Origin of the sequence: Streptomyces sp. NPDC127177, assembly GCF_042672475.1 — a bacterium.
GTDB lineage: Bacteria > Actinomycetota > Actinomycetes > Streptomycetales > Streptomycetaceae > Streptomyces.
In genome coordinates this window covers 86,819-107,852 of record NZ_JBHXUW010000008.1, presented here as the reverse complement: position 1 = coordinate 107,852, position 21,034 = coordinate 86,819, and the positions used below count along the sequence as shown (strand labels likewise).

Annotated in this window: 11 protein-coding genes; 6 read left to right on the top strand and 5 right to left on the bottom strand. The window is 71.6% G+C overall.

Annotation, left to right across the window (positions count from 1 at the left end; all coding sequences use genetic code 11):
- Positions 1–101: 101 nt before the first annotated feature.
- Together ACFVJX_RS08145 and ACFVJX_RS08140 are read right to left on the bottom strand one after the other, a co-directional pair.
- Positions 102–1,448: a family 43 glycosylhydrolase gene (locus tag ACFVJX_RS08145; protein WP_384127476.1), complete on the bottom strand. Its 1,347-nt coding sequence runs from the start codon at positions 1,446–1,448 to the stop codon at positions 102–104.
- 53 nt (positions 1,449–1,501) lie between these two features.
- Positions 1,502–3,001 (bottom strand): sulfatase-like hydrolase/transferase, encoded by a 1,500-nt coding sequence (locus ACFVJX_RS08140; RefSeq protein ID WP_384127541.1) that lies wholly within the window; start codon positions 2,999–3,001, stop codon positions 1,502–1,504.
- Between the two features lie 406 nt (positions 3,002–3,407).
- Here ACFVJX_RS08140 and ACFVJX_RS08135 point away from each other — a divergent pair, with 406 nt between their 5' ends.
- The 5 genes from ACFVJX_RS08135 to ACFVJX_RS08115 all read left to right on the top strand — a co-directional run bounded on the left by ACFVJX_RS08135 (position 3,408) and on the right by ACFVJX_RS08115 (position 8,304).
- Complete coding sequence (locus ACFVJX_RS08135; protein WP_384127475.1) at positions 3,408–4,601, top strand: ROK family protein; 1,194 nt, start codon at positions 3,408–3,410, stop codon at positions 4,599–4,601.
- A gap of 19 nt (positions 4,602–4,620) precedes the next feature.
- Positions 4,621–5,430 carry an ABC transporter permease gene (locus tag ACFVJX_RS08130; protein WP_384127473.1) on the top strand — a complete coding sequence of 270 codons (810 nt, stop codon included), beginning with the start codon at positions 4,621–4,623 and terminating at the stop codon, positions 5,428–5,430.
- Positions 5,427–6,206 carry an ABC transporter ATP-binding protein gene (locus tag ACFVJX_RS08125; RefSeq protein WP_384127472.1) on the top strand — a complete coding sequence of 260 codons (780 nt, stop codon included), beginning with the start codon at positions 5,427–5,429 and terminating at the stop codon, positions 6,204–6,206. Before ACFVJX_RS08130 ends, ACFVJX_RS08125 begins: the two co-directional genes overlap by 4 nt.
- Before the next feature lie 75 nt (positions 6,207–6,281).
- Entirely contained in the window at positions 6,282–7,265 is a 984-nt protein-coding gene (locus tag ACFVJX_RS08120) for an aliphatic sulfonate ABC transporter substrate-binding protein (protein WP_384127471.1), read from the top strand.
- Between the two features lie 76 nt (positions 7,266–7,341).
- Positions 7,342–8,304: a formylglycine-generating enzyme family protein gene (locus ACFVJX_RS08115; protein ID WP_384127469.1), complete on the top strand. Its 963-nt coding sequence runs from the start codon at positions 7,342–7,344 to the stop codon at positions 8,302–8,304.
- A gap of 62 nt (positions 8,305–8,366) precedes the next feature.
- Here ACFVJX_RS08115 and ACFVJX_RS08110 read toward each other — a convergent pair whose 3' ends face one another.
- Together ACFVJX_RS08110 and ACFVJX_RS08105 are read right to left on the bottom strand one after the other, a co-directional pair.
- On the bottom strand, positions 8,367–9,230 hold the full coding sequence (locus ACFVJX_RS08110; RefSeq protein WP_384127468.1) for a hypothetical protein: 864 nt from the start codon (positions 9,228–9,230) through the stop codon (positions 8,367–8,369).
- Positions 9,227–10,480 carry a glycosyltransferase family 4 protein gene (locus tag ACFVJX_RS08105; RefSeq protein ID WP_384127539.1) on the bottom strand — a complete coding sequence of 418 codons (1,254 nt, stop codon included), beginning with the start codon at positions 10,478–10,480 and terminating at the stop codon, positions 9,227–9,229. The genes ACFVJX_RS08110 and ACFVJX_RS08105 overlap by 4 nt, the downstream gene beginning before the upstream one ends.
- A gap of 171 nt (positions 10,481–10,651) precedes the next feature.
- On the opposite strand from ACFVJX_RS08105, the gene ACFVJX_RS08100 reads away from it, so the two are divergent.
- Positions 10,652–12,451 carry a subtype B tannase gene (locus ACFVJX_RS08100; RefSeq protein WP_384127467.1) on the top strand — a complete coding sequence of 600 codons (1,800 nt, stop codon included), beginning with the start codon at positions 10,652–10,654 and terminating at the stop codon, positions 12,449–12,451.
- A gap of 80 nt (positions 12,452–12,531) precedes the next feature.
- On the opposite strand, the gene ACFVJX_RS08095 is transcribed toward ACFVJX_RS08100, so the two are convergent.
- On the bottom strand, positions 12,532–20,814 hold the full coding sequence (locus ACFVJX_RS08095; protein ID WP_384127465.1) for a type I polyketide synthase: 8,283 nt from the start codon (positions 20,812–20,814) through the stop codon (positions 12,532–12,534).
- Positions 20,815–21,034 lie beyond the last annotated feature (220 nt).

The window sequence follows — 21,034 nt, the reverse complement described above, 5'->3', positions numbered from 1 at the left end:
CGGGAACCCCGGCCCGGCCGCCCGCGGTGCCGACGGCGGCGGGGCCGGCCCGGCCCGACGTGAGGGTTCGCGCCGCGGGGCTCCGCACCGCCGCCGGTTCGCTAGCTCTCGCCGCGGCGTCGTACGTACAGGCGGTTGCCCTTCGGACCGGTCCACTCCAGGCGTACGACGCCGGCCACCGCGGCATCGCCGGTGCGGGACGGGTCGGCCCAGTATCCGGCGGCCGGATTACGGAAGAAGGTCGCCCACAGGTCTCCGTCGCGGTCCGTGAAGAAGTTGTTGTGCCCTGCGCCCACTCCCGCGGTCCAGCGCTCGGAGTACGGTCCTTCGAAGTGGTCCGCCACGGCGACGACCGCGTCGTACTGGTACTGCGTCCGGCCGGTGGCCGCCACTTCGTAGGCGTGGCGCGGGCTGCCGTAGGCATCGATCGAGGTGCGGTCCCACGCGGCGTGCACCAGGTAGTACTTGCCGCCGTGCTTGAAGACGTATGCGCCTTCGAGGTACGGCTCCGGCGCGTACGGCTTCTGCTGGAACACCGGGAGGTCCGTCGTCGTGACGATGTCCTCCATGTCGTCGCGGAACCTGGCGTAGAGGTTGTTGTGCAGCACCAGCCACGCGTCGCCTCCCTCCGAGTAGAGGCCGCCGTCGATGTGGTGGTACGCGCCGGGCTCGATGAACGAGGGCCCGCCGATGTACGAGTCGCCGAAGGGCTTCTCGAGGTTGCCCTCGGCGATGCGGTACGGGCCCGCGACCCCGCCCTCGCTCACCAGCAGGAAGGAACCGACCTTCCGGGAGTGGTCGCCCATGCACGCGACGATGTACCACTTGCCGCGGAAGTAGTGCAGTTCGGGCGCCCAGGCCTGGCCGCGCTTGCCGAACTGGTCGTCGTACCAGTACTCCTGCCAGGGGGCCACGACCGTGCGGCCGGGACGGTTCTCCCCGACGAACTCGGGTGACCACACCTTTCCGCGCTCGGCGCCCGGCCGGATGCCCGTGGTGTCGGCCAGTCGCCAGGGGCCGTGCAGGGACCGTGCCGTCCACACGTAGATGCCGTCGTTCCAGGGTCCGGCCGCCGTGAGGCCGGGTACGCGGGTGGTACCGGTGGCGACGTAGAGCGGACGGCCGTCGACGACGAAGCAGTTGACGTAGGTGTCACGCATCCAGACGCGCCCCGACTCCTCGTCCTGGGGGCGGAGTTCGAGGGGCAGTACAAAGGAGTTGTCCTCGCGTGGCCACAGGTCCTGGCGGGCGTCCGCGAGTCCGTACGGCTCGGGCTCGGGCCAGTTCGACGGATAGCGCGTCGGCGGGTGCGGCCGGCCTTGCTGCTGCGTGTGCGCGGGAAGCGCCTGGGCTGTGGCCGTGGGCAGCGCGGCCACTCCCACGGATCCGGCTATGCCGGCCAGCACGGACCGCCGGCCGGGGTGCTTTCCGTTCTCGGATCTCGTCATCGGTCTGTCTCCTTCGTCGTCAGGGGTGACGCGGTGTGCTGTCCCCGCGCGGTTCATGGCCGTCCGGCCTCGGAGCGGCCGTCGGAGCCCTCGGACTCGAAGGCGGAGAGCGTGGTGTCGTAGTCCGTCTCCACGTCGTACATCGGCGTCATCCAGTGGTAGAAGTTGTCGCCGCGTGCACGGAGCAGGTCGTACAACTGCCGGGTCAGCGCGGTGCGTACGCCGAGCAGCTCCGGGTGGTCGTAGCGGTTGTGCAACTCGTCGGGGTCGGCGTCGAGGTCGTACAGCTCGTTGCGCGACTCGGGATTGATCACCAGCTTGTGGGATCTGGTGCGCAACATCCGCTGTGGGTAGGGGAAGTGGTGGCCGTGGAACTCGGCGAGGTGGTGCTCGTCCCACCGTGGGTGCTCCCCGCGTACGAGAGGCAGCAGGCTGCGGCTGTCCACGGCCGGCTCCGTCGCGCTGCCCGCCAGGTCGAGGATGGTGGCGGTGCAGTCGGTGAGGGAGACGAACTCCTCGCGGACCTGGCCCTGCGGGGCGCCCGGGACCTTCAGCAGCCCAGGTATGCGGTAGATGTCCTCGTACATCGCCGGGCCCTTGTCGTGCAGCCGGTGGGAGCCGGTGAACTCACCGTGGTCGGCGGTGAAGAAGACCGCGGTCCGGTCGTCGAGCCCCAGTTCGCGCATGGCGTCGAGGATGCGGCCGATCTGTTCGTCGATGAGGGTGACATAGCCCCAGTAGACGGCGATCAGCTTCCGCGACTCCTCCAGTGCCATGGTGTCGAAGGCCCACAGCTTGCTGTAGTTCTCCTGGACGGGCGGTTTCGCGGCGAAGGTCTCGCTCACGGAGGCGGGCAGTTCCACCAGCCCGGGGTCGTACATGTCGTAGTAGGCGTCCGGCAGGATGTACGGCAGGTGCGGGCCGAAGAAGTGGGTGGCCAGGAAGAACGGCTCACCGTCGCCGTGGTCCTCCCGCGTGGCGAAGCGGCGGAGCATCTCGATGGTGCGTGTGGCGAGGTAGTACTCGAAGGTGGCTTCGACCGGCTGGTGGAGACGGGCGGCAAGGAGGTTTCCGGGGCTGCCGTTGGGCGTGGTGCCCCGCACCGGATCGGTGATGCGGTACGGGGGCAGCCCGTTCTCCGCCAGGTAGGCGAGGTAGTCGGGATGGTCCACGGGGTTGTGCCAGCCGGTCAGGTCGGGGCCCTCGAACCCGTAGTCGGCGGCGTTGCGCCGCACACCGCCGTGCCACTTGCCGAGCAAGCCCAGGTTGTAGCCCTCGGAGCGCAGTTGCTCGGAGAAGGTGAACTGGCCGTCGGAGAGATCCTCGAGATAGCCGACGTTGCGCTCGTAGTTGGCGAGCAGTCTGTGCCGGAACGGGGCCGCGCCGGTGAGCAGGCTGGCGCGCGCCGGGGTGCAGATCGCGGTAGGGGTGTAGAAGCTGTCGAACCGGGTCCCCTCGTCCGCGAGCCGGTCGAGGTTCGGGGTGTGCGTGTGCGGATTGCCGTACGCGCCCAGGGTGTCCACCCGGTGTTGGTCGGTCATCAGGAAGAGCATGTTGCGGCGCACGGAGGGCCTTTCGGGTCGGTCCGGCTCGCACGTCGGCCGGGGCGGGCGGACGCGTCGGACGTCGGCGTTTCGGGCACGTCGGCATGACGCCCCGGCGGAAGCCGGTCCGGGACGGCCGGTGCGGCTTCGGTGCGTGCTCGGCGGTGTCGTGCGACGCATGCTCCGGCCTGGCGATTATTTAAGTCAAGAGCATGGACTCAAATCCTGCGCAGGTGCCCCGACGAGCTGTCCGGTCGCCGCCGCGCGCCGCCGAAAAGCCGCGGGACGGGGCACCCGACACATCTGCACCGTACACGGAAGCCGATCGGGGCGGTGTCGATGCGGGAGCTGTTGACACATGGCGTTCATATGAACAATTTGTTTCGGGTCATTGACGAAAATACGCGGCGCTCACATGCTGTCCTGCATGCACGAACACGACGGTCCGCTGACTCGCCTCCGCCGCAGCCATGAGCAAGTGGTCCTCGAACTGCTGCGCAGGCACGGCCCGCTGAGCCGCGCCGAGTTGGGCGACCGCAGCGGGCTCTCGCGCACCACGCTCCACGACATCGTCGCCGGGCTGGTGGGCAATGGCTCGGTGGTCACCGGCACACCGCATGTCGAAGTACGCAAGCGGGGCCGGCCGGTGGAGAAGCTCAGTCTCAACCCGGCCGCCGGCGAGGCGGTCGGCATCGACTTCGCACGCCGCGCCGTGCATGTCGCGGCCGTCAACTTCGCCCACGAGGTGATCGGTTCGGCGAGCGAGGCGCACGCCGCGGACCTGTCCTGGCCGGAGCGGATCGATATCGCGGGACGTCTCCTCGCCGAATCGGCCACCGTCCAGCTCGACGCACTCAGCGCGATCGGTGTCGGTGTGGTCGGGCCGATCACCGACCCCGGCAGTGAGAACGCCCGTGCGCAGGGCATCGACGGCCTGCCTGACCTGCTGCGCAAGCAGTTCGGTGTGCCGGTGCTCCTGGACAACAACACCCGGCTCGCCGCGCTGGCCGAGGCGGTGTGGGGTGCGGCGGCGGACAGCAGCGACGTGCTCTACCTGCGGTTGTCGCACGGCGTCGGCGGCGGCATGGTCGTGGGCGGCGCGCTGCACCGCGGCCGCAACGGTCTGTCCGGGGAGCTCGGGCACATCACCGTGGACCCGGCCGGCCGGCCGTGCGACTGCGGCAAGACCGGCTGTCTGGAGACCCGGGCCTCGCTCGACGCTGTCATGCACCGCTACCGCGAAGCCGGTGGCCGGGCCGACGACATCGCCGGGTTCCTCGACGCCGCCGGTGCCGGCGAACCGCCGGCCCTGAAGGTGCTGGAGCACGTGGGCGCCGATATCGGCGGGGTGCTGGCCGCGGTCTGCCAGGCCGTCGGTCCGGGCGTCGTCGTCGTCGGCGGCGAGCTGGCGGAAGCCGGCCCCGCCCTGCTCGACCCGGTCGAACGGGCCCTGCGGCAGCACCTGATGCCGATCGCCCGCCCACATGTGGACGTACGGCGCGCGACGCTCGGTGAAGCGGGCAGCGCGCTGGGCGGCATCACCCTCGTTCTCCACGAATCCCCCCTGCTCTCCCACTACCCGCAGCCCGTCCCCGAGGAGAACGCGTGAAGCCCCCAGCGAGGAACCCATGGCTGTGATCGCTCCTCCGGAGAAAACAGCCGCCGAGGGACGGCGGCAACCGCGCCGCTCCCGGCGCCGGCCCCTGCTCCTCAACGTCGTCGCAGTGGCGGCAGGCATCGCCGTCTGGGGCGTCGTGGCCGCCCTGGGGCTGGTCGAGAACCTGCCCGCGCCGGCGGCGGTGGCGACGAAGGCCGGCACCATGATCTCGGACGGGACCCTGGCCTCCGACACCGCCGCCAGCCTGCGCCGGGTCTTCCTCGGCTACGCCATCGGCGTCGCCGTGGCCATCCCGGTCGGCTTCCTCATGGGCTGGTACCCCACCGCGCGGGCCCTGATCGAGCCGTACATCCAGTTCTTCCGCACCATTCCTCCGCTGGCGCTCATCCCGCTGGCGGTCGTACTGCTGGGGATCGGTGAGGTGCCGAAGATCGCCGTGATCTTCCTGGCCTCGTTCATGTCCTGCGTCCTGTCCTCCTTCCAGGGAGTCATCGACGTCGACAGAACACTCATCAACGCGGCCCGGGTGCTCGGCGCATCGGACCGCACCATCTTCGCCAAGGTGGTCGTACCGGCATCCACCCCGTTCATCCTGGTCGGCATGCGGATCGGCCTCGGCGCGTCCTGGGCCACCGTGGTCGCCGCCGAACTCATCGGCGCGCAGGAGGGGCTGGGCTATCGGATGCAGAAGGCGTCCACCTGGTTCGACATGGACGCGATCTTCGTGTCCCTGATCACGATCGGCGTGCTCGGGCTCCTCATGGACCGGCTGTTGCTGCTGGCCGAACGGCGCCTCACCGGCTGGCAGGAGCGACGATGAACAGCAAGATCAGTTTCCGTGACGTGGTGAAGACCTTCCCCGTGAAGGACGCCTCCTTCACCGCGCTCGGCGGGGTGAGCCTGGACATCGCGGACCAGGAGTTCGTCACCGTCGTGGGCCCGTCCGGCTGCGGCAAGTCCACCCTCATGAGCATGGCCGCGGGACTGCAGGAGCCCGACTCGGGCAGCGTCCTCGTCGACGGAACGCCGGTGTCGGGACCCGCCCCCGACCGGGGGGTGATCTTCCAGCAGTACGCGCTCTTCCCCTGGCTGACCGTGCGGCAGAACGTGGAGTTCGGACTCAGGATCGCCTCTGTACCCGCCGCCGAGCGACGCCGGCGCACCGACCTGGCCATCGGCCTCGTCGGCCTGGAGGAGTTCTCCGAGGCGCTGCCCAAGACCCTGTCCGGAGGAATGAAGCAGCGCTGCGCCATCGCCCGTGCGTACGCGGTCGATCCCCAGGTGCTGCTGATGGACGAGCCGTTCGGGGCGCTCGACGCCCTGACCCGGGTGCAGTTGCAGGACCAGCTGCTGCGGACCTGGAGCCAGGAGAAGCGCACGGTGCTGTTCATCACGCATGACGTGGACGAGGCCGTCTACCTCGCCAGCCGGGTCGTCGTCATGGCCGCCAGGCCCGGTCGCGTCCACCGTGTCATCGACGTGGACCTGCCCTACCCCCGCACCGAGGAGATCCGGCTCTCGCCCGAGTTCCTGCACATCCGCAACAAGGTGTGGAACTCCGTGTACCACCAGGAAGCCCCGCCCCGGGCCGCCTGACCCGTCCCTCCGGGGACCTCGTACCAGGAACTTCGCAGAACCAACCCGCGTACCACCGCGAGAGGAAAATCCAGCATGCCCAGAAAGTCGATCAGGCACGCCGTCACGGCGCTGCCCCTCGCGTTCATGCTCTCGCTGTCCCTCAGCGCCTGCTCCGACAGCGCTTCCGAGGACGACGGCACGGTCCGGTTCGGCTACATCGGCGACTACAACGGGGCCAGCCTGCTGGCGATCGCCGACAAGCAGGGGCTGTGGAAGAAGGCGGGCCTGAGCGCACAGGTCAAGTCGTTCAACAACGGTCCCGTGCAGGTCCAGGCGCTCAGCGCCGGTGACCTCGACTACGGCTACATCGGCCCCGGTGCGATGTGGCTGCCCGCCTCCGGCAAGGCCAAGGTCATCGCCATCGACACCCTCACGTACGCGGACCGGGTCATCGGTCAGCCCGGCACGAAGTCCATGAAGGATCTCAAGGGCAAGCGGGTCGGCGTCCCCGAGGGCACATCCGGTGACATGGTCCTCAACATCGCCCTGGAGAAGGCCGGGATGACCGCGAAGGACATCGAGAAGGTCAACATGGACCCCTCCACCATCGTCTCCGCCTTCTCCTCGGGGAAGATCGACGGCGCCGGCTTCTTCTACCCCGCCATCGACACCATCAAGAAGAAGGTTCCGGGCCTTGAGGAGATAGCCAGTACCAAGGACACCGGAGACGCCTTCCCCACCGCCTTCGTCGCCGGAACCAAGGTCCCCGAGGCGAAGAACAAGAAAGTGATCAAGGTGCTGCAGCAGGCCAACGACTGGCGCAAGCAACACCCCGAGGAGACCCTCGCGCTCACCGCGAAGATGCTCCAGGTCACCGAGGCCCAGGCCAAGGCCGACGCCTCGCACGTCGAGACGCTCTCCACGGCGGACCTGGTCGCGAAGACCAAGGGGGGAGAGGTGAACAAGTGGCTGGAGAAGCTCGGCGAGTTCTCCGTCCGCAACAAGCTGCTGGACGACAACCCGGACCCGGGCGACTACTACGACGGCGACCTCTACGAGCAGGCCTACGCCAAGTAGTCCCTGACCGGGGAACGATCCCCTCGCCCGACGCCGGGCCTTCCCCCCGGCGACCGACGACATCCGCAGGACAGCCATGAGCAGCACCGCCGACACCGCGGGGCGTGGCACGCAGCCGAGCAAGAGCTGCTGCGCCCCCTCGGGCCCGAAGCCGCGGGCCCGTGACATCCCGGACCCACCCGGAGAGGGAGACCGCTCAGCCACGCCCGCGTGCCCTCCCGCCGGGCACGCCGACCGGGTGACCCTTCCCGGGGGCACCTTCCGTATGGGCAGCGAGGACGCGGACGTGAACCCCGGTGACGGTGAGGGGCCCGTCCGCGGGGTGACCGTCCGGCCCTTCGCCATGGACGCCTACGCGGTCACGAACGCCCGCTTCGCGGCCTTCGTAGAGGAGACCGGCTACCTCACGGAGGCGGAGGGGTTCGGCTGGAGCTACGTCTTCGCGAAGTTCCTGCCGGGCTCCCTGCGCAAGACGTCACCCCGCCCGCCGGCGACCCCGTGGTGGTGCGGTGTCCGAGGAGCCGCCTGGAACAGGCCGGAGGGGCCGGACAGCCGTCTGGACGGCCGCTGGGACCACCCCGTGGTCCATGTGTCATGGCGGGACGCGTCCGCCTTCTGCCGGTGGGCAGGGGGGCGGCTGCCCACCGAGGCGGAATGGGAGTACGCCGCACGCGGGGGCCTGGACCAGGCCCGGTACCCATGGGGCGACGAACTCACCCCGGGCGGGGAGCACCGCTGCAACATCTGGCAGGGCACCTTCCCCTTCCGCAACACCGAGGCCGATGGCTTCGCCGGCACCGCTCCCGTACACGCCTTCCTCCCCAACGGATTCGGCCTCCACAACGTCGCCGGAAACGTCTGGGAGTGGTCCGCCGACCCTTGGCAGGACGAGGATCCCGACCGCCGCGCGATGCGAGGCGGCTCCTACCTCTGCCACGACTCGTACTGCAACCGGTACCGCGTCGCCGCCCGGACCGCCAACACCGTCGACAGCTCGGCGGGCAACCTCGGCTTCCGTATGGCCCGCGACGTCGGCTGACACCTTGCGGGCGGCGCCGCTCCCGGGACCGGCAGATCAACCCCTTTGCCGGGCAACGAGGTTCACCGCCCCCGCTGCGGTGTGATCTGCACGGCGAGGTCGTTGTCGAGCGTGTAGTACGGACGCGCGGACACCTCGCCGAGCACGGTCGCCGGGTAGACGAAGACCGTCTTGCGGTCCGCGATATCGTCCAGCAGCCGGGCCACCCGAATCCGCGGCGCGCCGCCCGCCGGGCGTACGAACACGTCCCAGACCACCGGCGCCTCCCCGGCACCGGGCCCTCCGCCCTCCGCCACGAGCTCCCGATAGCCGACGGTGAACGAGAAGTCCTGGCCCCCCTCCGACTCTGAACGCAGCGCGATCTGCCGTACCGAGGAGTCCTTCCCCCGCCGGCTCAGCGACGCCACCGCGCCTTCCCCCAGCCGGGCGCCGAACAGCCGCGCCGTCACGGTCACCGAGTCGTCCGCGACGACGATCCGGCCGGCCTCCGCGTGCGTGGCCCGCCACCAGGCCCGTACGGCGAGCCGGCCGTCCTTGGTGGCGTACGGGATCCGGACCGCCACCGGTGCGGTCCGGCCGTCGCCCCCGCCGGACACCAGCGTGCGCAGATCACGCAGACCGGGCAGCAGCGGTGTGCGATCCTCCCCGGGCGCGCCCACGACATAGGCGTCCCAGCGGCCCTCCTCCAGAGCCGGGGCCGCCTCCAGTACGGCCCGCCACCGGTCCCGGCCCGCGGGCTCCAGCTCGACGTAACGGCCGGTCTCCTCCGGCTTCCCCTTCTTCGGGCGGAGTCGGAGCAGCAGACCGGGACGCGCCGAGGCGGGCAGAGCCCATCGCACGCGTACGACCAACCGCCCTTCCTCCTCCACGGTCGCCTCCCCGCGGGGCTTCTCCACCGGTTCGTTCATGTCGGCGTCGTCACTCATCGCCGCGCCTTCCGTACGGTCCTCACGACACTGCCGGCCGCGACGAGCATGGTGTCCCTGGCCGCGTAACCACCGCTCACCAAGGCGTGGTCCGTCCCACGGGCCGGCCGGTCGCCGCCCCGGGCCGCCAGCAGCTCCTCGAACAGCTGCTCCGCCTCGGCCACTACGGAGGCGGGGGCGTAACGCCGGGAATTCTCCAGGGCGTTGCGCCCCATGCGTCGGCGCAGTTCGTCGTCGCCCACGAGGTCCAGCAGGGCGCCTGCCAGCGCGTCCGGGGCTCCGACCGGAACCAGCCTGCCGTCGTCGCCGGGGGTGATGATCTCGCCGGGGCCGTACGGACAGTCGGTGCTCACGACAGGCAGCCCGCAGCGCATCGCCTCGACGATGGTCATGCCGAAGGGTTCGAAATCGGAAGTCGCCGCCCCGATCGAGCCCTTGACCCACTCGGCTTCCATCGGCGTCACCGCGCCCATCAGGAAGACGTTGTTGTACAGCCCGAGCCGCTCGATGAGCGCCCGCAGCCGCTCCTGTTCCTCGCCCCTGCCGTAGATGCGCAACTTCCAGTCGGGATAGGCCGTCGCGACCGCGGCGAACGCCTCGATCAGCACGTCGAACCGCTTCATGGGCACCAGCCGTCCTGCGGCGACCACGACCCGCTCGCGGCCGTCCGCCGGTGGGAGGGTGGGGGCCGGGACACTGTTGGGGAGCGCCTGCACACGTACGCCCGGCAGCCGCATCTTGCGCCGGTAGGCGGCGGTGTCGGCCTCCGTGACGGGGGTGATCGCGTCCAGGCGCGGATAGACCCGGCGCAGCGCCCTGCGCAGTCGCGGCGGGTGGTTGTCGAGCGTGAGGTGCTCCTGTCCGACCCGCACCGTCCGCGCGGGGGCCTGGAGGGCCAGGTGGACGTTGAGGCCGGGTCGGGTACCCACGACGACGTCCGCGTCGAGCGACGCCAGCGCCTCACCGATGCGTTCGTCGGTGAGCGCGCTGTACTCCCGGTAGCGGTACTCGGACGAGGGGAAGACCGCCGCCGGTGTGAGATGCCGCGGGTCGTGCTGCTCGTGCCGCAGATCCACCAGCGGGCGCAGCCGCACACGGGGGTCGGGTGTGAGGCTCGGCCGTTCCCGGTTCCGGAGAGCCGAGATGATCTCCACCTCATGCCGATCGGCCAGCGCCCGGGCCAAGTTGAACGTGGTGGCTATCGTCCCTCCTATCCCATACGCGTTGTGTATAAGAAATGAGATTTTCATGCCGTACATGACGGCCGGCGCCTGCGGAAGGTTGCCCGCGTGGCCCCTCCGGTCGGGGATAGATCGTCTGCGGGATTGCTGGGCATATTGTTGACAATCTTGTGGCGTGCGCGTCACGCCTTGACCACGAGGCATCGGCGGAGCACCTGGTGCTCGATGAGGGGAGACCCCATGCAGCGGCTACACGTGTCCTTCGGGCGCGCGGCACTCACCACGGGTGGGTGTGCGGGGCGCCGGGCGGCCCGCAGGCATCTCTTGACGGGTGTGGCGATCGCGGGCTCGCTCGTCCTCATGGCCGTCGCGGTGCCGGCCACCGCCGCGGCGGCACACGTGCAGAGCCACGGCCTTGGCGAGGACCCGCAGGACGCCGCACTGGCCTTCGACCCCGCGGCCTATACGACCATCACCGCCACCGTAGACGGGCGGCCGATGGACGTGCGCCAGTACAAGGAGATCTGCTACGTCGCCAACCCGGTTGCCGCGGCGGCGCAACAGCCCGGTGGCCCCGGTGGCGGCACGACCACCATTCCCGACACCGCCTGCGGTTACCAGAGCATGAACGTGTTCGTTCCCGAGCGCGCCTTCGGCGACCGGCGGACACCGGTCTACTTCGCCGTGAACAACAGTGGCTGGATGGCCAGTCACCTCAAGGCGAGCGTGACCACCGGCGCCTCGTACGACAGCTCCACGAGCAACGTCGGCGCCGCGCTCAAGGCCGGATACGTCTTCGTCGACGTCGCCAACCGCAGCCGGGGACTGGTCGGCGCCGACGGCTCGTCGCCGGGCAAGGCTCCCGCGGCGGTGGTCGATGCCAAGGCCGCGGTGCGCTACCTGCGCCTCAACGACGCCGCCATGCCCGGCAGCGCCGAGCGGATCGTCGTCAACGGCACCAGCGGGGGCGGCGCGCTCGCGTCGATCCTGGGTGCCTCCGGCAACAGCGGCCAGTACACCCCCTACCTCTCCGCGATCGGCGCCGCCGGCATCGACGCGCGGGGGAGGAGCACCGTGCGCGACGACGTCTTCGCCGTGAACGCGTACTGCCCGATCACCGACCTCGGCAACGCCGACGCGGCCTACGAGTGGCTGTACAACATCCTCGCCACCCGCGAAACCTCCGGCGAGAACCCCTCGCCGGAGGACGCCGCCGCGATCGCCGCTCAGTTCCCCGCGTACGAGAGGAGCCTCGGGCTGCGCAACCGCGACGGCTCCCGGCTCACCGCCGCGAACATGCTCGACACCATCGAGAAGGAGGTCATCCGCTCCGCGGAGGCCTACCTGAAAGCGGATCCCGCCCACACGATCCCGCCACTGGGCGGCACGTTCGAGATCCGGTCCTCAGGGCCAGGGGGCCCGCCCACGACCAAGTCGTACGTCAACGACTGGATCGACGTCGACAACGACACCGACAAGGTGCTCTCCCTCGACATGACGAAGTACCTCGCCTTCGTCGTCACCCAGGCCACGCTCAAGACGACCCCCGCCTTCGACGCCGTCGGCGTCAACGGCAACACCACCAGCGGTACCGAGACCAATCTCTTCGGCCCGCCGACGCGTACGTACCTGAACTACACGAAGTACAGCTGGAACCACAACGACGTCGCGGGCGACGGCAGCGGCATCGACGACACCGGCCTGACCTGGGACCAGTACACCGCCAGGAAGACCACCACCGTCGACGACCAGGTCCACCTGCTCAACCCCATGGACTTCGTCGGCACCGGCGCCGACACGGCGCCGAACTGGTACGTCCGCGCCGGCACCCGCGACCGGGACACCGCCTTCACCGTCTCGCTCAACCTCGACCGGGCGCTCGCCGCGGACAGGCAGGTCAAGAACCTCGACTACCGGCTCGCCTGGAACCAGCCGCACGCCGGCAACTACGACCTGCCCGAGGCCATGGCCTGGATCGCCGATGCCGTCCGCACGGCGGCCAGGCCGGTTCAGGGCTTCGGCCCCCTCCGCCGCCGTTAGGACCGTGGCGGCGGGCCGCCCGGGAATCGAGTCCGCCGCCTGTGCCACGGCGACGGGGCCGCCGCCGTCGTGCCGGCGGCCTACGGCCGGGGGCTCGGGTCCGGCCCGGCCTCCCGGCCGTCGCGGAGGTGCTCGGAGAGCCAGGTGTGGATGGCGAGGGCGGTGGTGGTCGAGTGGTCCTCCAGAACGGTGAAGTGGTCGCCGGGCACGGTGATTTCGGAGTGCGGCAGGCACCAGGGCTCGGCGGCCTCGATGCCGGGCAGGCGGTCCCCGGCCCGGACGAAGAGGGTGGGGGCCGTCACAGGGCCGGGTTTCCAGCCGGCGTAGAGCTCCAGGTAGCCGGCCATCGCGGTGAGCCGGTCGGTCTCGGCCGAGGCGAACTGCGCGGAGTTGTCCAGCATGCCCGCGGTCATCGCCGAGAGCGCGGATCCGTCGTCGTCGCGCCCACCGAGGCCGTTCTCCTCGCCGGGGTAGGTGTCGATCAGGACGACGGCGGACGGAACCAGGCCGGTGCTCTCGAGCTCCTCGGCGACCGCGTGGGCCACCCATCCGCCGGCCGAGCGCCCCAGCAGGACGAACGGCTCGTCGCCCGCGCACGCGCGCACCGCGGCCGTCTGGGCCGCCACGAAGGCGGACAGCGTGGCGGGCAGCCGCTCCTGGGGCAGGAACCCCGGATTCGGCAGCACCGAGACCGGGCGCCGGTCCTGGAGGGCCGGCCCGAATCGGGCGTACTCGTGCGGGCCCGACAGCGCGCTCAGGGCAGGGAAGCAGATCAGACGGGCCCCCGGGCCTCCTGCCGCGAGGGCCATGGGAGAGGGCGACGAGTCCACGGCCTCGGGTTCCCCGAACACCTCACGCAGACGTGCTGCGACGGTCAGCAGAGCCATCCCGTCCCACGCCCTGCCGCGGGCGCACGCCGTACGGAACAGCGCGGACAGGGAATCGGTGTTCGAGCCCTTCGGGTCCGGTTCGCCCTCCGCCGCACCGTCCTGCCGCCGGGGAGCGGACGCCGAGGAGCCGAGTGGTTCAGCGGCCTCCTGGGACCAGCGTTCCTCCAACTGGCCGGCGAGCCCACGCGGCGTCGGATAGTCGAACAGGAGCGTGGCCGGCAGCGCGAGCCCCGTCAGTGCCGCGAGCCGGTTGCGCAGTTCGACGGCGGCCAGTGAGTCCAGGCCCAGCTCCGCCAGTGCGCGGTCCGCCTCGACCGCGGAATCCCCCGAGCCGTGGCCGAGCGCCAGAGCGGCCTCCGTTCGGACCTGCGAGAGCAGCAGGGCACCGCGCTCGCCCGCGGGCATGGCGGCCAGCCGTCGGCGCAGGGGTTCCGCTCCCTCGGCGCCGGGTCCCGCGAGCGATGCGGAGGCCCTCCGTACGGGCCCCTGGCCCGGTACGCGGGAGAGCGGTGCCCCCGGCCCCCCGAACGTCTTCGTCGCACTCGGGTCCAGACGAGCGGCCACGACGACCGCCTCCCGCCCCGCAACGGCGGTGTCGAAGAGCGAAAGGCCCTCCTCGGTACGCAGCGGGACGAAACCGGAACGGGCCATCCGGCGCAGGTCCGCACCCCGGAGCCCCGCCGTCATCCCACCGCTCTGCTGCCACGGTCCCCAGGCGAGTGAGGTGCCCGGCAGCCCGAGCGACCTGCGGTGCTGTGCCAGCGCGTCCAGGAACGAGTTCGCCGCCGCGTAGTTGCCCTGGCCACCGGAGCCGAACACCCCGGCCACCGACGAGAACAGGGCGAACACCGCGAGGTCGCTGCCCCGGGTCAGCTCGTGCAGGGCGAGGCCCGCGTCCACCTTCGGCCGCAGTACCCGCGCCAGCCGCTTCTGAGTGAGCGCCGGGACCACGCCGTCGTCCAGGACCCCCGCGGTGTGCACCACACCGGTCAGCGGGTGTGCCTCCGGCACGCTCGCGAGCAGAGCGGCGAGCTCCGTGCGGTCGGCGACATCGCAGGCCGCGACCGTCACCTCCGCGCCCAGTCCGGTGAGTTCCGCCCGCAGCTCGGCGGCTCCGGGCGCATCGGCTCCGCGCCGACCAACCAGCAGCAGGTGCCGCACCCCGTGGGCGGCCACGAGATGCCGGGCCGTCGCCATGCCCAGGGAGCCGGAGCCGCCGGTGACCAGCACGGTGCCGTCCGGGCGAAGCCGAAGCGGCGAACCGGCTTCCGTGGCCGCCCGGGGTGCGCGGACCAGTTCCGGTACGTACGCGACACCGTGGCGCAGGGCGGTCTGCGGCTCCGGGCTCGTCAGGACTCGCGCCAGGGCCGCCGCGGAGGCCGGATGGTCATCGACGTCGATCAGCGAGAAGCGGCCCGGGTTCTCGGTCTGCGCCGACCGGAGCAGCCCCCACACAGGTGCGTGGACGAGAGCGGCATCGCCGCCGCCGACGTCTTCGCCGGTCTCGAACCCGGTGGTCACCACGCCTGAAGTGAGAACGACAAGACGAGAGTTGACGAGACGTTCCTCGGCGAGCCAGTCCTGTACGAGCCGCAGCGCCCAGCCGGCCGCACGGTGTGCGGCCGGGGCCAGGTCCGGCCCTTCCGCTCCGGCGGGCGGAGGGCAGGCCACCACGACGGTCGGTGCGTCGGCTGCGGCCGAGGCCGGATCGGGGTAGGCCCCCGACCGGACGCCCGACCGGCTGAGTGCTTCGCTCATCGGGGTGCTGGGCCCGGCCAGGAATCCGTACAGAGGCGGATGCGCCGGCAGCGGGGCGGCGGATTCCGGCATGCGTGTCCAGCCGAGGTGGAACAGGCCGTCGCTCCGCGCCCGTACCCCGCTCAACTGCTCGCGGGAGAGCGGGCGCAGGGCGAGCGCGCGCACCGTCGCGACGGGAGCTCCGGCCCCGTCGGTCAGCTCCAGCCGCGCGGTGTTCCCCTCGGCCCGGGACACCCGCACCCGCAGTGTGCGCGCGCCTGACGAGTGCAGCCGCACCCCACTCCACGCGAACGGCAGCGACAACACCTCGGTTCCAGACGCTTCCTGATGCAACGTCAAGGTGTGCAGCGCCGAGTCCAGCAGCGCCGGATGCAGGGTGAACAGGCCGGCGTTCGCATGCTCGTCCTCCGGGAGTTCGATCTCGGCGAGGAGGTCGTCGCCCAGGCGCCAGGCCGCCCGCAGGCCCTGGAAGGCCGGTCCGTAACAGAGCCCTTCCTGCGCCAGTGCTTCGTAGAGACCGGTCCCCGCGTCGCTGACGAGTGGCAGCGGCACGGCGCTCGCCGGAGGCCACGGCCGGGCTGAAGTGTCCGGTTCCGGAGTGCCGACGTCTGCCGGTGCCAGGACTCCTGAGGCGTGACGGGTCCAAGGGCGGTCGTCGGGTCCGGGAGCGTCGTATCGGGGAGCGTACGTCCGTGCGTGGAACACCAGGGCCCGGCGCCCCTGCGCGTCCGCTCGTCCCACCTTCACCTGGAGCTCGACCTCGGCGTCGGGGGACAGCACGAGCGGCGCCGTCAGCGTCAGTTCCTCCAGTACGGAGGCTCCCGCGTGGTCTCCGGCATGGATCGCCATGTCGACAAAGGCCGTTGCCGGCAGGAGGACCGTGTCCAGCACCGCGTGGTCGGCGAGCCAGGGCTGGTCGCGCGGGGACAGCCGGCCGCTCAGCAGCAGTCCGTCGTCGTCCGCCGTCCGCGTCACCGTCCGCAGGAACGGGTGGGGCGCGGCGCCGGGTTCCGCCGCCGGCTCCGCCGGGTCGGCCTCCAGCCAGTACCGCTCACGCTGGAACGCGTAGCTGGGCAGTGCCGCGCGCCGTGCGCCGCGTCCGGCGAAGACCGCGTGCCAGTCCACGTCCACACCGTGGGTGTGGAGTTCGCCCACCGCGGCGAGCAGCGCCCCGGTTTCGGGCCGTGAGCCGCGCAGTGTCGGGATGACCAGAGGCGCGGGCGCGTCCGTACCACCGGCGGACGCGTCGGCCGTTGTGACCGCCGCGTCCGCCGGCCGGGGGTCGGAGAGGCAGTCGCGTGCCAGGCCCGCGAGCACACTGTCCGGGCCGAGCTCCACGAAGTGTGCGGCCCCTTGTTCGCGCAGGTACCGCACCGAGTCGGCGAATCGGACGGGTCGGCGTACGTGGTCCGTCCAGTACCCGGGCGAGCAGATCTCCTCGGTGGTCGCCCGGCGGCCCGCCACCGCCATGACGAGGGGAAGGACCGGCGGGGAGTAGCGGATCCCGCTCGCGACCGGAGCGAAGGCGCCGAGCATGGGCTCCATGTGCGCCGAGTGGAAGGCGTGGCTCACCCGCAGCCGCGTCGTCGCGCGTCCCAGTTCACGCCAGTGCGCGATTGCCTCCAGCACCGCGGTTTCGTCCCCGGAGACGACCACGGTGCGACCGTTCACGGCCGCGATGTCCAGGTGCCGCGTAGCGTCCGCACGGCCTGCCAGGTATGCGGCCATCTCGCTCTCGCCGGCCTCCACCGAGGCCATTGCCCCACCGGCGGGCAGCGCGTCCATCAGACGGCCCCGTGCCGCGACCAGGGCGCAGGCGTCCGCGAGGGACAGCACCCCGGCGACGTGCGCCGCCGCCAGTTCGCCGACCGAGTGCCCTGCCACCATGTCGGGGCGTACACCCCAGGACTCCAGCAGCCGGAACAGGGAGACCTCCAGGGCGAAGAGCGCGGGCTGCGTGAAACGCGTGGTGTGCAGGAGCCCACCCGCGCCCGGGCCCCCGGCGCCCGCCACTTCCTCCGTGCTCCCGGCGTGCTCGGCGGCGAACACCACGTCCCGCAGCGGCTCGGGCAGGAGGGGGTCCAGCAGAGCGCAGATCTCGTCGAAGGAACGGGCGTAGACGGGATGGGTCTCGTACAGCTCCCGGCCCATGCCGACCCGCTGACTGCCCTGCCCGGTGAACATGAAGGCCACCGGGCCCGTGGGGCGGGAGCCGTTCCTCGTCGGCCCCGGGAGGTAGCGCCCTTCGGCCACCGCGTCGAGTGAGGCCAGCAGTTCCGCACGGCCGGCGGCCACCGGCACCGCACGATGCTCGAACCGGGAACGGGTCGTGGCCAGCGAGAAGCCGAGGTCCAGCAGATCCGTTCCGGGGTGTTCGGCCACGTGGGCACGGAGCCGCCGGGCCTGCGCCCGCAGCGCGGGAGCCGTCCTCGCCGACACCGGGAACGCCACGGCCGCCGCCGGGTCCGCGGCGACGCGGGCGGCCCCGGCCCCGCTTTCCGGGCGGCCTGGCTGCTCCACGGGCGCCTGCTCGATCACCACGTGCGCATTGGTCCCGCTGATCCCGAAGGACGACACACCTGCCCGCCGCGGCCGCCCGGTCCGGGGCCAGGGCACCGGACGGGTCAGCAGCGACACCGCACCCGATGACCAGTCGACGCCGGGATTCGGCTCCTCGGCGTGCAGCGTGCGCGGCAGTACGCCGTGTGCCATCGCCTGGACCGTCTTCATCACGGCGGCCATACCCGCAGCCGCCTGCGTATGCCCGATGTTCGACTTGACGGAGCCGAGCCACAGCGGATTCTCCCGCGTTCCGGGCTGCCCGTAGACCTCCAGGAAGGCCTCCGCCTCGATGACGTCGCCGAGCCGGGTGCCCGTGCCGTGCGCCTCCACCGCGTCGATGTCCGAGGGTTCCAGCCGGGCGTCGGCCAGGGCCCGGCGGATCACTCGCTGCTGGGCCGGCCCGTGCGGTGCGGTCAGGCCGTTGCTCGCGCCGTCCTGGTTCACCGCGGAACCGCGCACCACGGCCAGGACCGGACAGCCGGTCCGCCGGGCCTCCGACAGCCGGGTCACCAGCAGCATGCCTGCGCCCTCGGCCCACCCCGTGCCGTCCGCCGCCGCCCCGAACGCCTTGCAGCGGCCGTCGGGGGCCAGCGCGCGCTGCCTGCTGAACTCGACGAAGGAGAGGGGCGCCGACATCACCGTGGCGCCGCCGGCGAGCGCCATCGAGCACTCGCCCCTGCGCACGGCCTGGACTGCCAGGTGCAGGGCCACCAGCGACGACGAGCACGCCGTGTCCACGGTGACCGCGGGCCCCTCCAGGCCCAGGGTGTAGGCGATACGGCCGGAGGCGACGCTGCCCGCGTTCCCGATGCCGAGATAGCCCTCCACTCGTTCCGGTGTGCGAGCGATACGGCCTGCGTAGTCGCTGTACATGAGCCCGGCGTACACACCGACGGGCGTGGAGCGGACCGTGACGGGATCGATGCCCGCGTGCTCGAAGGCCTCCCAGGCGACTTCGAGCAGCAGCCGGTGCTGCGGATCCATGGCCAGGGCCTCGCGGGGCGAGATTCCGAAGAAGGCCGGGTCGAAGCGGTCGACACCGGACAGGAAGCCTCCCGCGCGCACGTAGGTGTGGCCCGCCCGCGCGGGATCCGGGTCGTACAGCCCGTCCACGTCCCACCCCCGGTCGGTGGGGAAGGGGGTGATCGCGTCGGTCCCGCCCTCGACCAGCCGCCACAGGTCATCGGGGTTTTGCACGCCGCCGGGGAAGCGGCACGCCATGCCGACGATGACCACGGGGTCCTCGTCCGGACCGGCCTCCTCGGGGCGACTGGACGTGGTGGCCGCCGGCGCGCCGGTCAGCCGTGCCCGGAGGTGTGCGGCGAGCTCCGCCGCGGTGGGGAAGTCGAAGGGCGCCGCCTCGGACAGCGGGAGACCGGTCTCCGCCGACAGCCGGTTGCACAGCACCGCCGACGTCAACGAGTCCAGACCCAGATCACGGAACGCGGTGCCCTGCTCCACCTCGTCCACGGCGCAGCCGAGCACGGCGGCGGCCTCGGCCCGCACCAGGGCCGTCAGGTCCACGGTCTCCGCCTGTACGGGAGTGAGGGGCCCGGCCGGCAGAGGACGGGCGGCCAGGCCTGCGAGCGCGTACCGCCTGACCTTGCCCGAGGCGGTACGGGGGATCGCGTCCACCTCGTGGAGGACGGCGGGCACCTTGAACGACGAGAGGCGTTCCCGGCAGGCGGCCAGAATCTCTCGCCGGTCGAGGGCACCGGCGTCCGCCGCGACCAGGTAGGCGGCGGGGACCTCCCCGAACACGGCGTCCGGCAGACCGGCCACCGCGGCGTCCCGGACGCCCGGCAGCGCAAGGAGTACCGCCTCCACCTCGGAGGGATGGATGTTCTGCCCGGCCCGGATGATCAGCTCGCTGACCCGGCCCGTCAGGGTGAGTTCACCGTCGGTGCCGATCCGGGCCAGGTCACCGGTGCGGTACCACCCGTCACGCAGGACCTCGGCGGTGTCGTCGGGCCGCTGGTGGTACCCGGCCATGACTCCGGGCCCGGAGACCCACAGCTCTCCCTCGCCCGAGCCGTCGCCCTCGACGCCGCTGCCGTCGCCGATACGTGCCCGCATGCCTGGCAGCACACGGCCGCAGGAGCCGGCCGGGCGGGCGGCACCCGGCGCCGTCATGGTGACGGGCCCCGCCTCGGTGCTTCCGTAATGATCGAGGAACGGAACCCGGCACACTTCCTCGAAGGCCCGCTGGAAACCGGGCGAGGCGGCCGCGCCTCCGCTGACGCAGCCCCGCAGCGCGGGCGCCCCCAGCCCGGCCCCCGGCCCGTCGTTCCCCACCGCGTCGACGAGCTTGCCGTACGTCGCGGGTACACCGGCAAGCAGCGTGAACGGGTCTACGGAACCCCGCAGTTCAGCCAGTACGTCCGTCACGGAGAACCGCGGCAGGAGCATGGCGGACGCTCCGGTCGCGGTCACCCCGAGGACGCACAGGAGCTGCCCCATGGCGTGGTGGAGGGGGAGGGGCCAGAGCAGACGGTCGTCCGCCGACAGGCCGAGGACACCGACGAAACCGGCGGCCACCGACGACAGCCGGCTGCGCTGGGTGGACAGCACCCCCTTGGGCAGGCCGGTCGACCCGGAGGTGTAGAGGAGCCAGGCCACCTCGTCGAGCCCGAGATCGTCCGGGGCCGGCACGGACGGCTCGGTGGCCGCCAGGGTCGTGTAGCTCAGCAGGTCCGTTCCGCCGGCCGTGCCGTCACCCGTCCCCGCTGCCTCGGCACCGTCCGGCGTCCCGGCATCGTCGACGAGCACCACGTCCAGCCGGGGGCGGTCGGCCAGCAACGGCAGCAGCCGCACCAGGCAGGACCGGTCGGTGAAGACGATCCGGGCCCCGCTGTCGTCGAGCAGATGCTCCAACTCGGCGGTGGTGCTGCGCGCGTCCAGCGGAACACCGACCGCGCCCGCCCTGAGGACGGCGAGGACGCTCTCGACCGCCTCCACCCGGCTGCCCAGAAGGATCGCCGCTCGCTCCCCGTGCCGCAGGCCGAGGCCGACGAGGTGTCCCGCCAGCCGGCCGGTTCGCAGCTCGAGTTCACCGTAGGTCACACGCGAACAGCCGTCCTGGAAGGCGGTCTTGGTGCCGAGCTGCCGGGCGTGTTCGCGGAGCAGTTCCGGCAGCGGACGGAGAGCGGCCATATGTGCTGTCACCAGGATGAACGCTTCCTCTGGATACGGGAGTTGCCGGTGATCACGATAGATGACCGGCCTCCCGGGCCGGGGAGACGGCGCCCGGTGAGGGCGGCGAGGGGCCCGACGCGTCGCGGGCCGAGGCGATGCGCGCGATCCCACAAGGGGTGCACAGTTTCTTCACAAGTCACCCGAATGCTGCATTCCTCGCGGCGGGGGAGATCGTTGT

What these genes read in the sequence shown, in the direction of transcription:
- ACFVJX_RS08095 (WP_384127465.1), bottom strand. Translation starts at nt 20,814, where the DNA reads ATGGCCGCTCTCCGTCCGCTGCCGGAACTGCTCCGCGAACACGCCCGG.
- ACFVJX_RS08100 (WP_384127467.1), top strand. Translation starts at nt 10,652, where the DNA reads ATGCAGCGGCTACACGTGTCCTTCGGGCGCGCGGCACTCACCACGGGT.
- ACFVJX_RS08110 (WP_384127468.1), bottom strand. Translation starts at nt 9,230, where the DNA reads ATGAGTGACGACGCCGACATGAACGAACCGGTGGAGAAGCCCCGCGGG.
- ACFVJX_RS08120 (WP_384127471.1), top strand. Translation starts at nt 6,282, where the DNA reads ATGCCCAGAAAGTCGATCAGGCACGCCGTCACGGCGCTGCCCCTCGCG.
- ACFVJX_RS08130 (WP_384127473.1), top strand. Translation starts at nt 4,621, where the DNA reads ATGGCTGTGATCGCTCCTCCGGAGAAAACAGCCGCCGAGGGACGGCGG.
- ACFVJX_RS08125 (WP_384127472.1), top strand. Translation starts at nt 5,427, where the DNA reads ATGAACAGCAAGATCAGTTTCCGTGACGTGGTGAAGACCTTCCCCGTG.
- ACFVJX_RS08105 (WP_384127539.1), bottom strand. Translation starts at nt 10,480, where the DNA reads ATGAAAATCTCATTTCTTATACACAACGCGTATGGGATAGGAGGGACG.
- ACFVJX_RS08145 (WP_384127476.1), bottom strand. Translation starts at nt 1,448, where the DNA reads ATGACGAGATCCGAGAACGGAAAGCACCCCGGCCGGCGGTCCGTGCTG.
- ACFVJX_RS08135 (WP_384127475.1), top strand. Translation starts at nt 3,408, where the DNA reads ATGCTGTCCTGCATGCACGAACACGACGGTCCGCTGACTCGCCTCCGC.
- ACFVJX_RS08140 (WP_384127541.1), bottom strand. Translation starts at nt 3,001, where the DNA reads ATGCTCTTCCTGATGACCGACCAACACCGGGTGGACACCCTGGGCGCG.
- ACFVJX_RS08115 (WP_384127469.1), top strand. Translation starts at nt 7,342, where the DNA reads ATGAGCAGCACCGCCGACACCGCGGGGCGTGGCACGCAGCCGAGCAAG.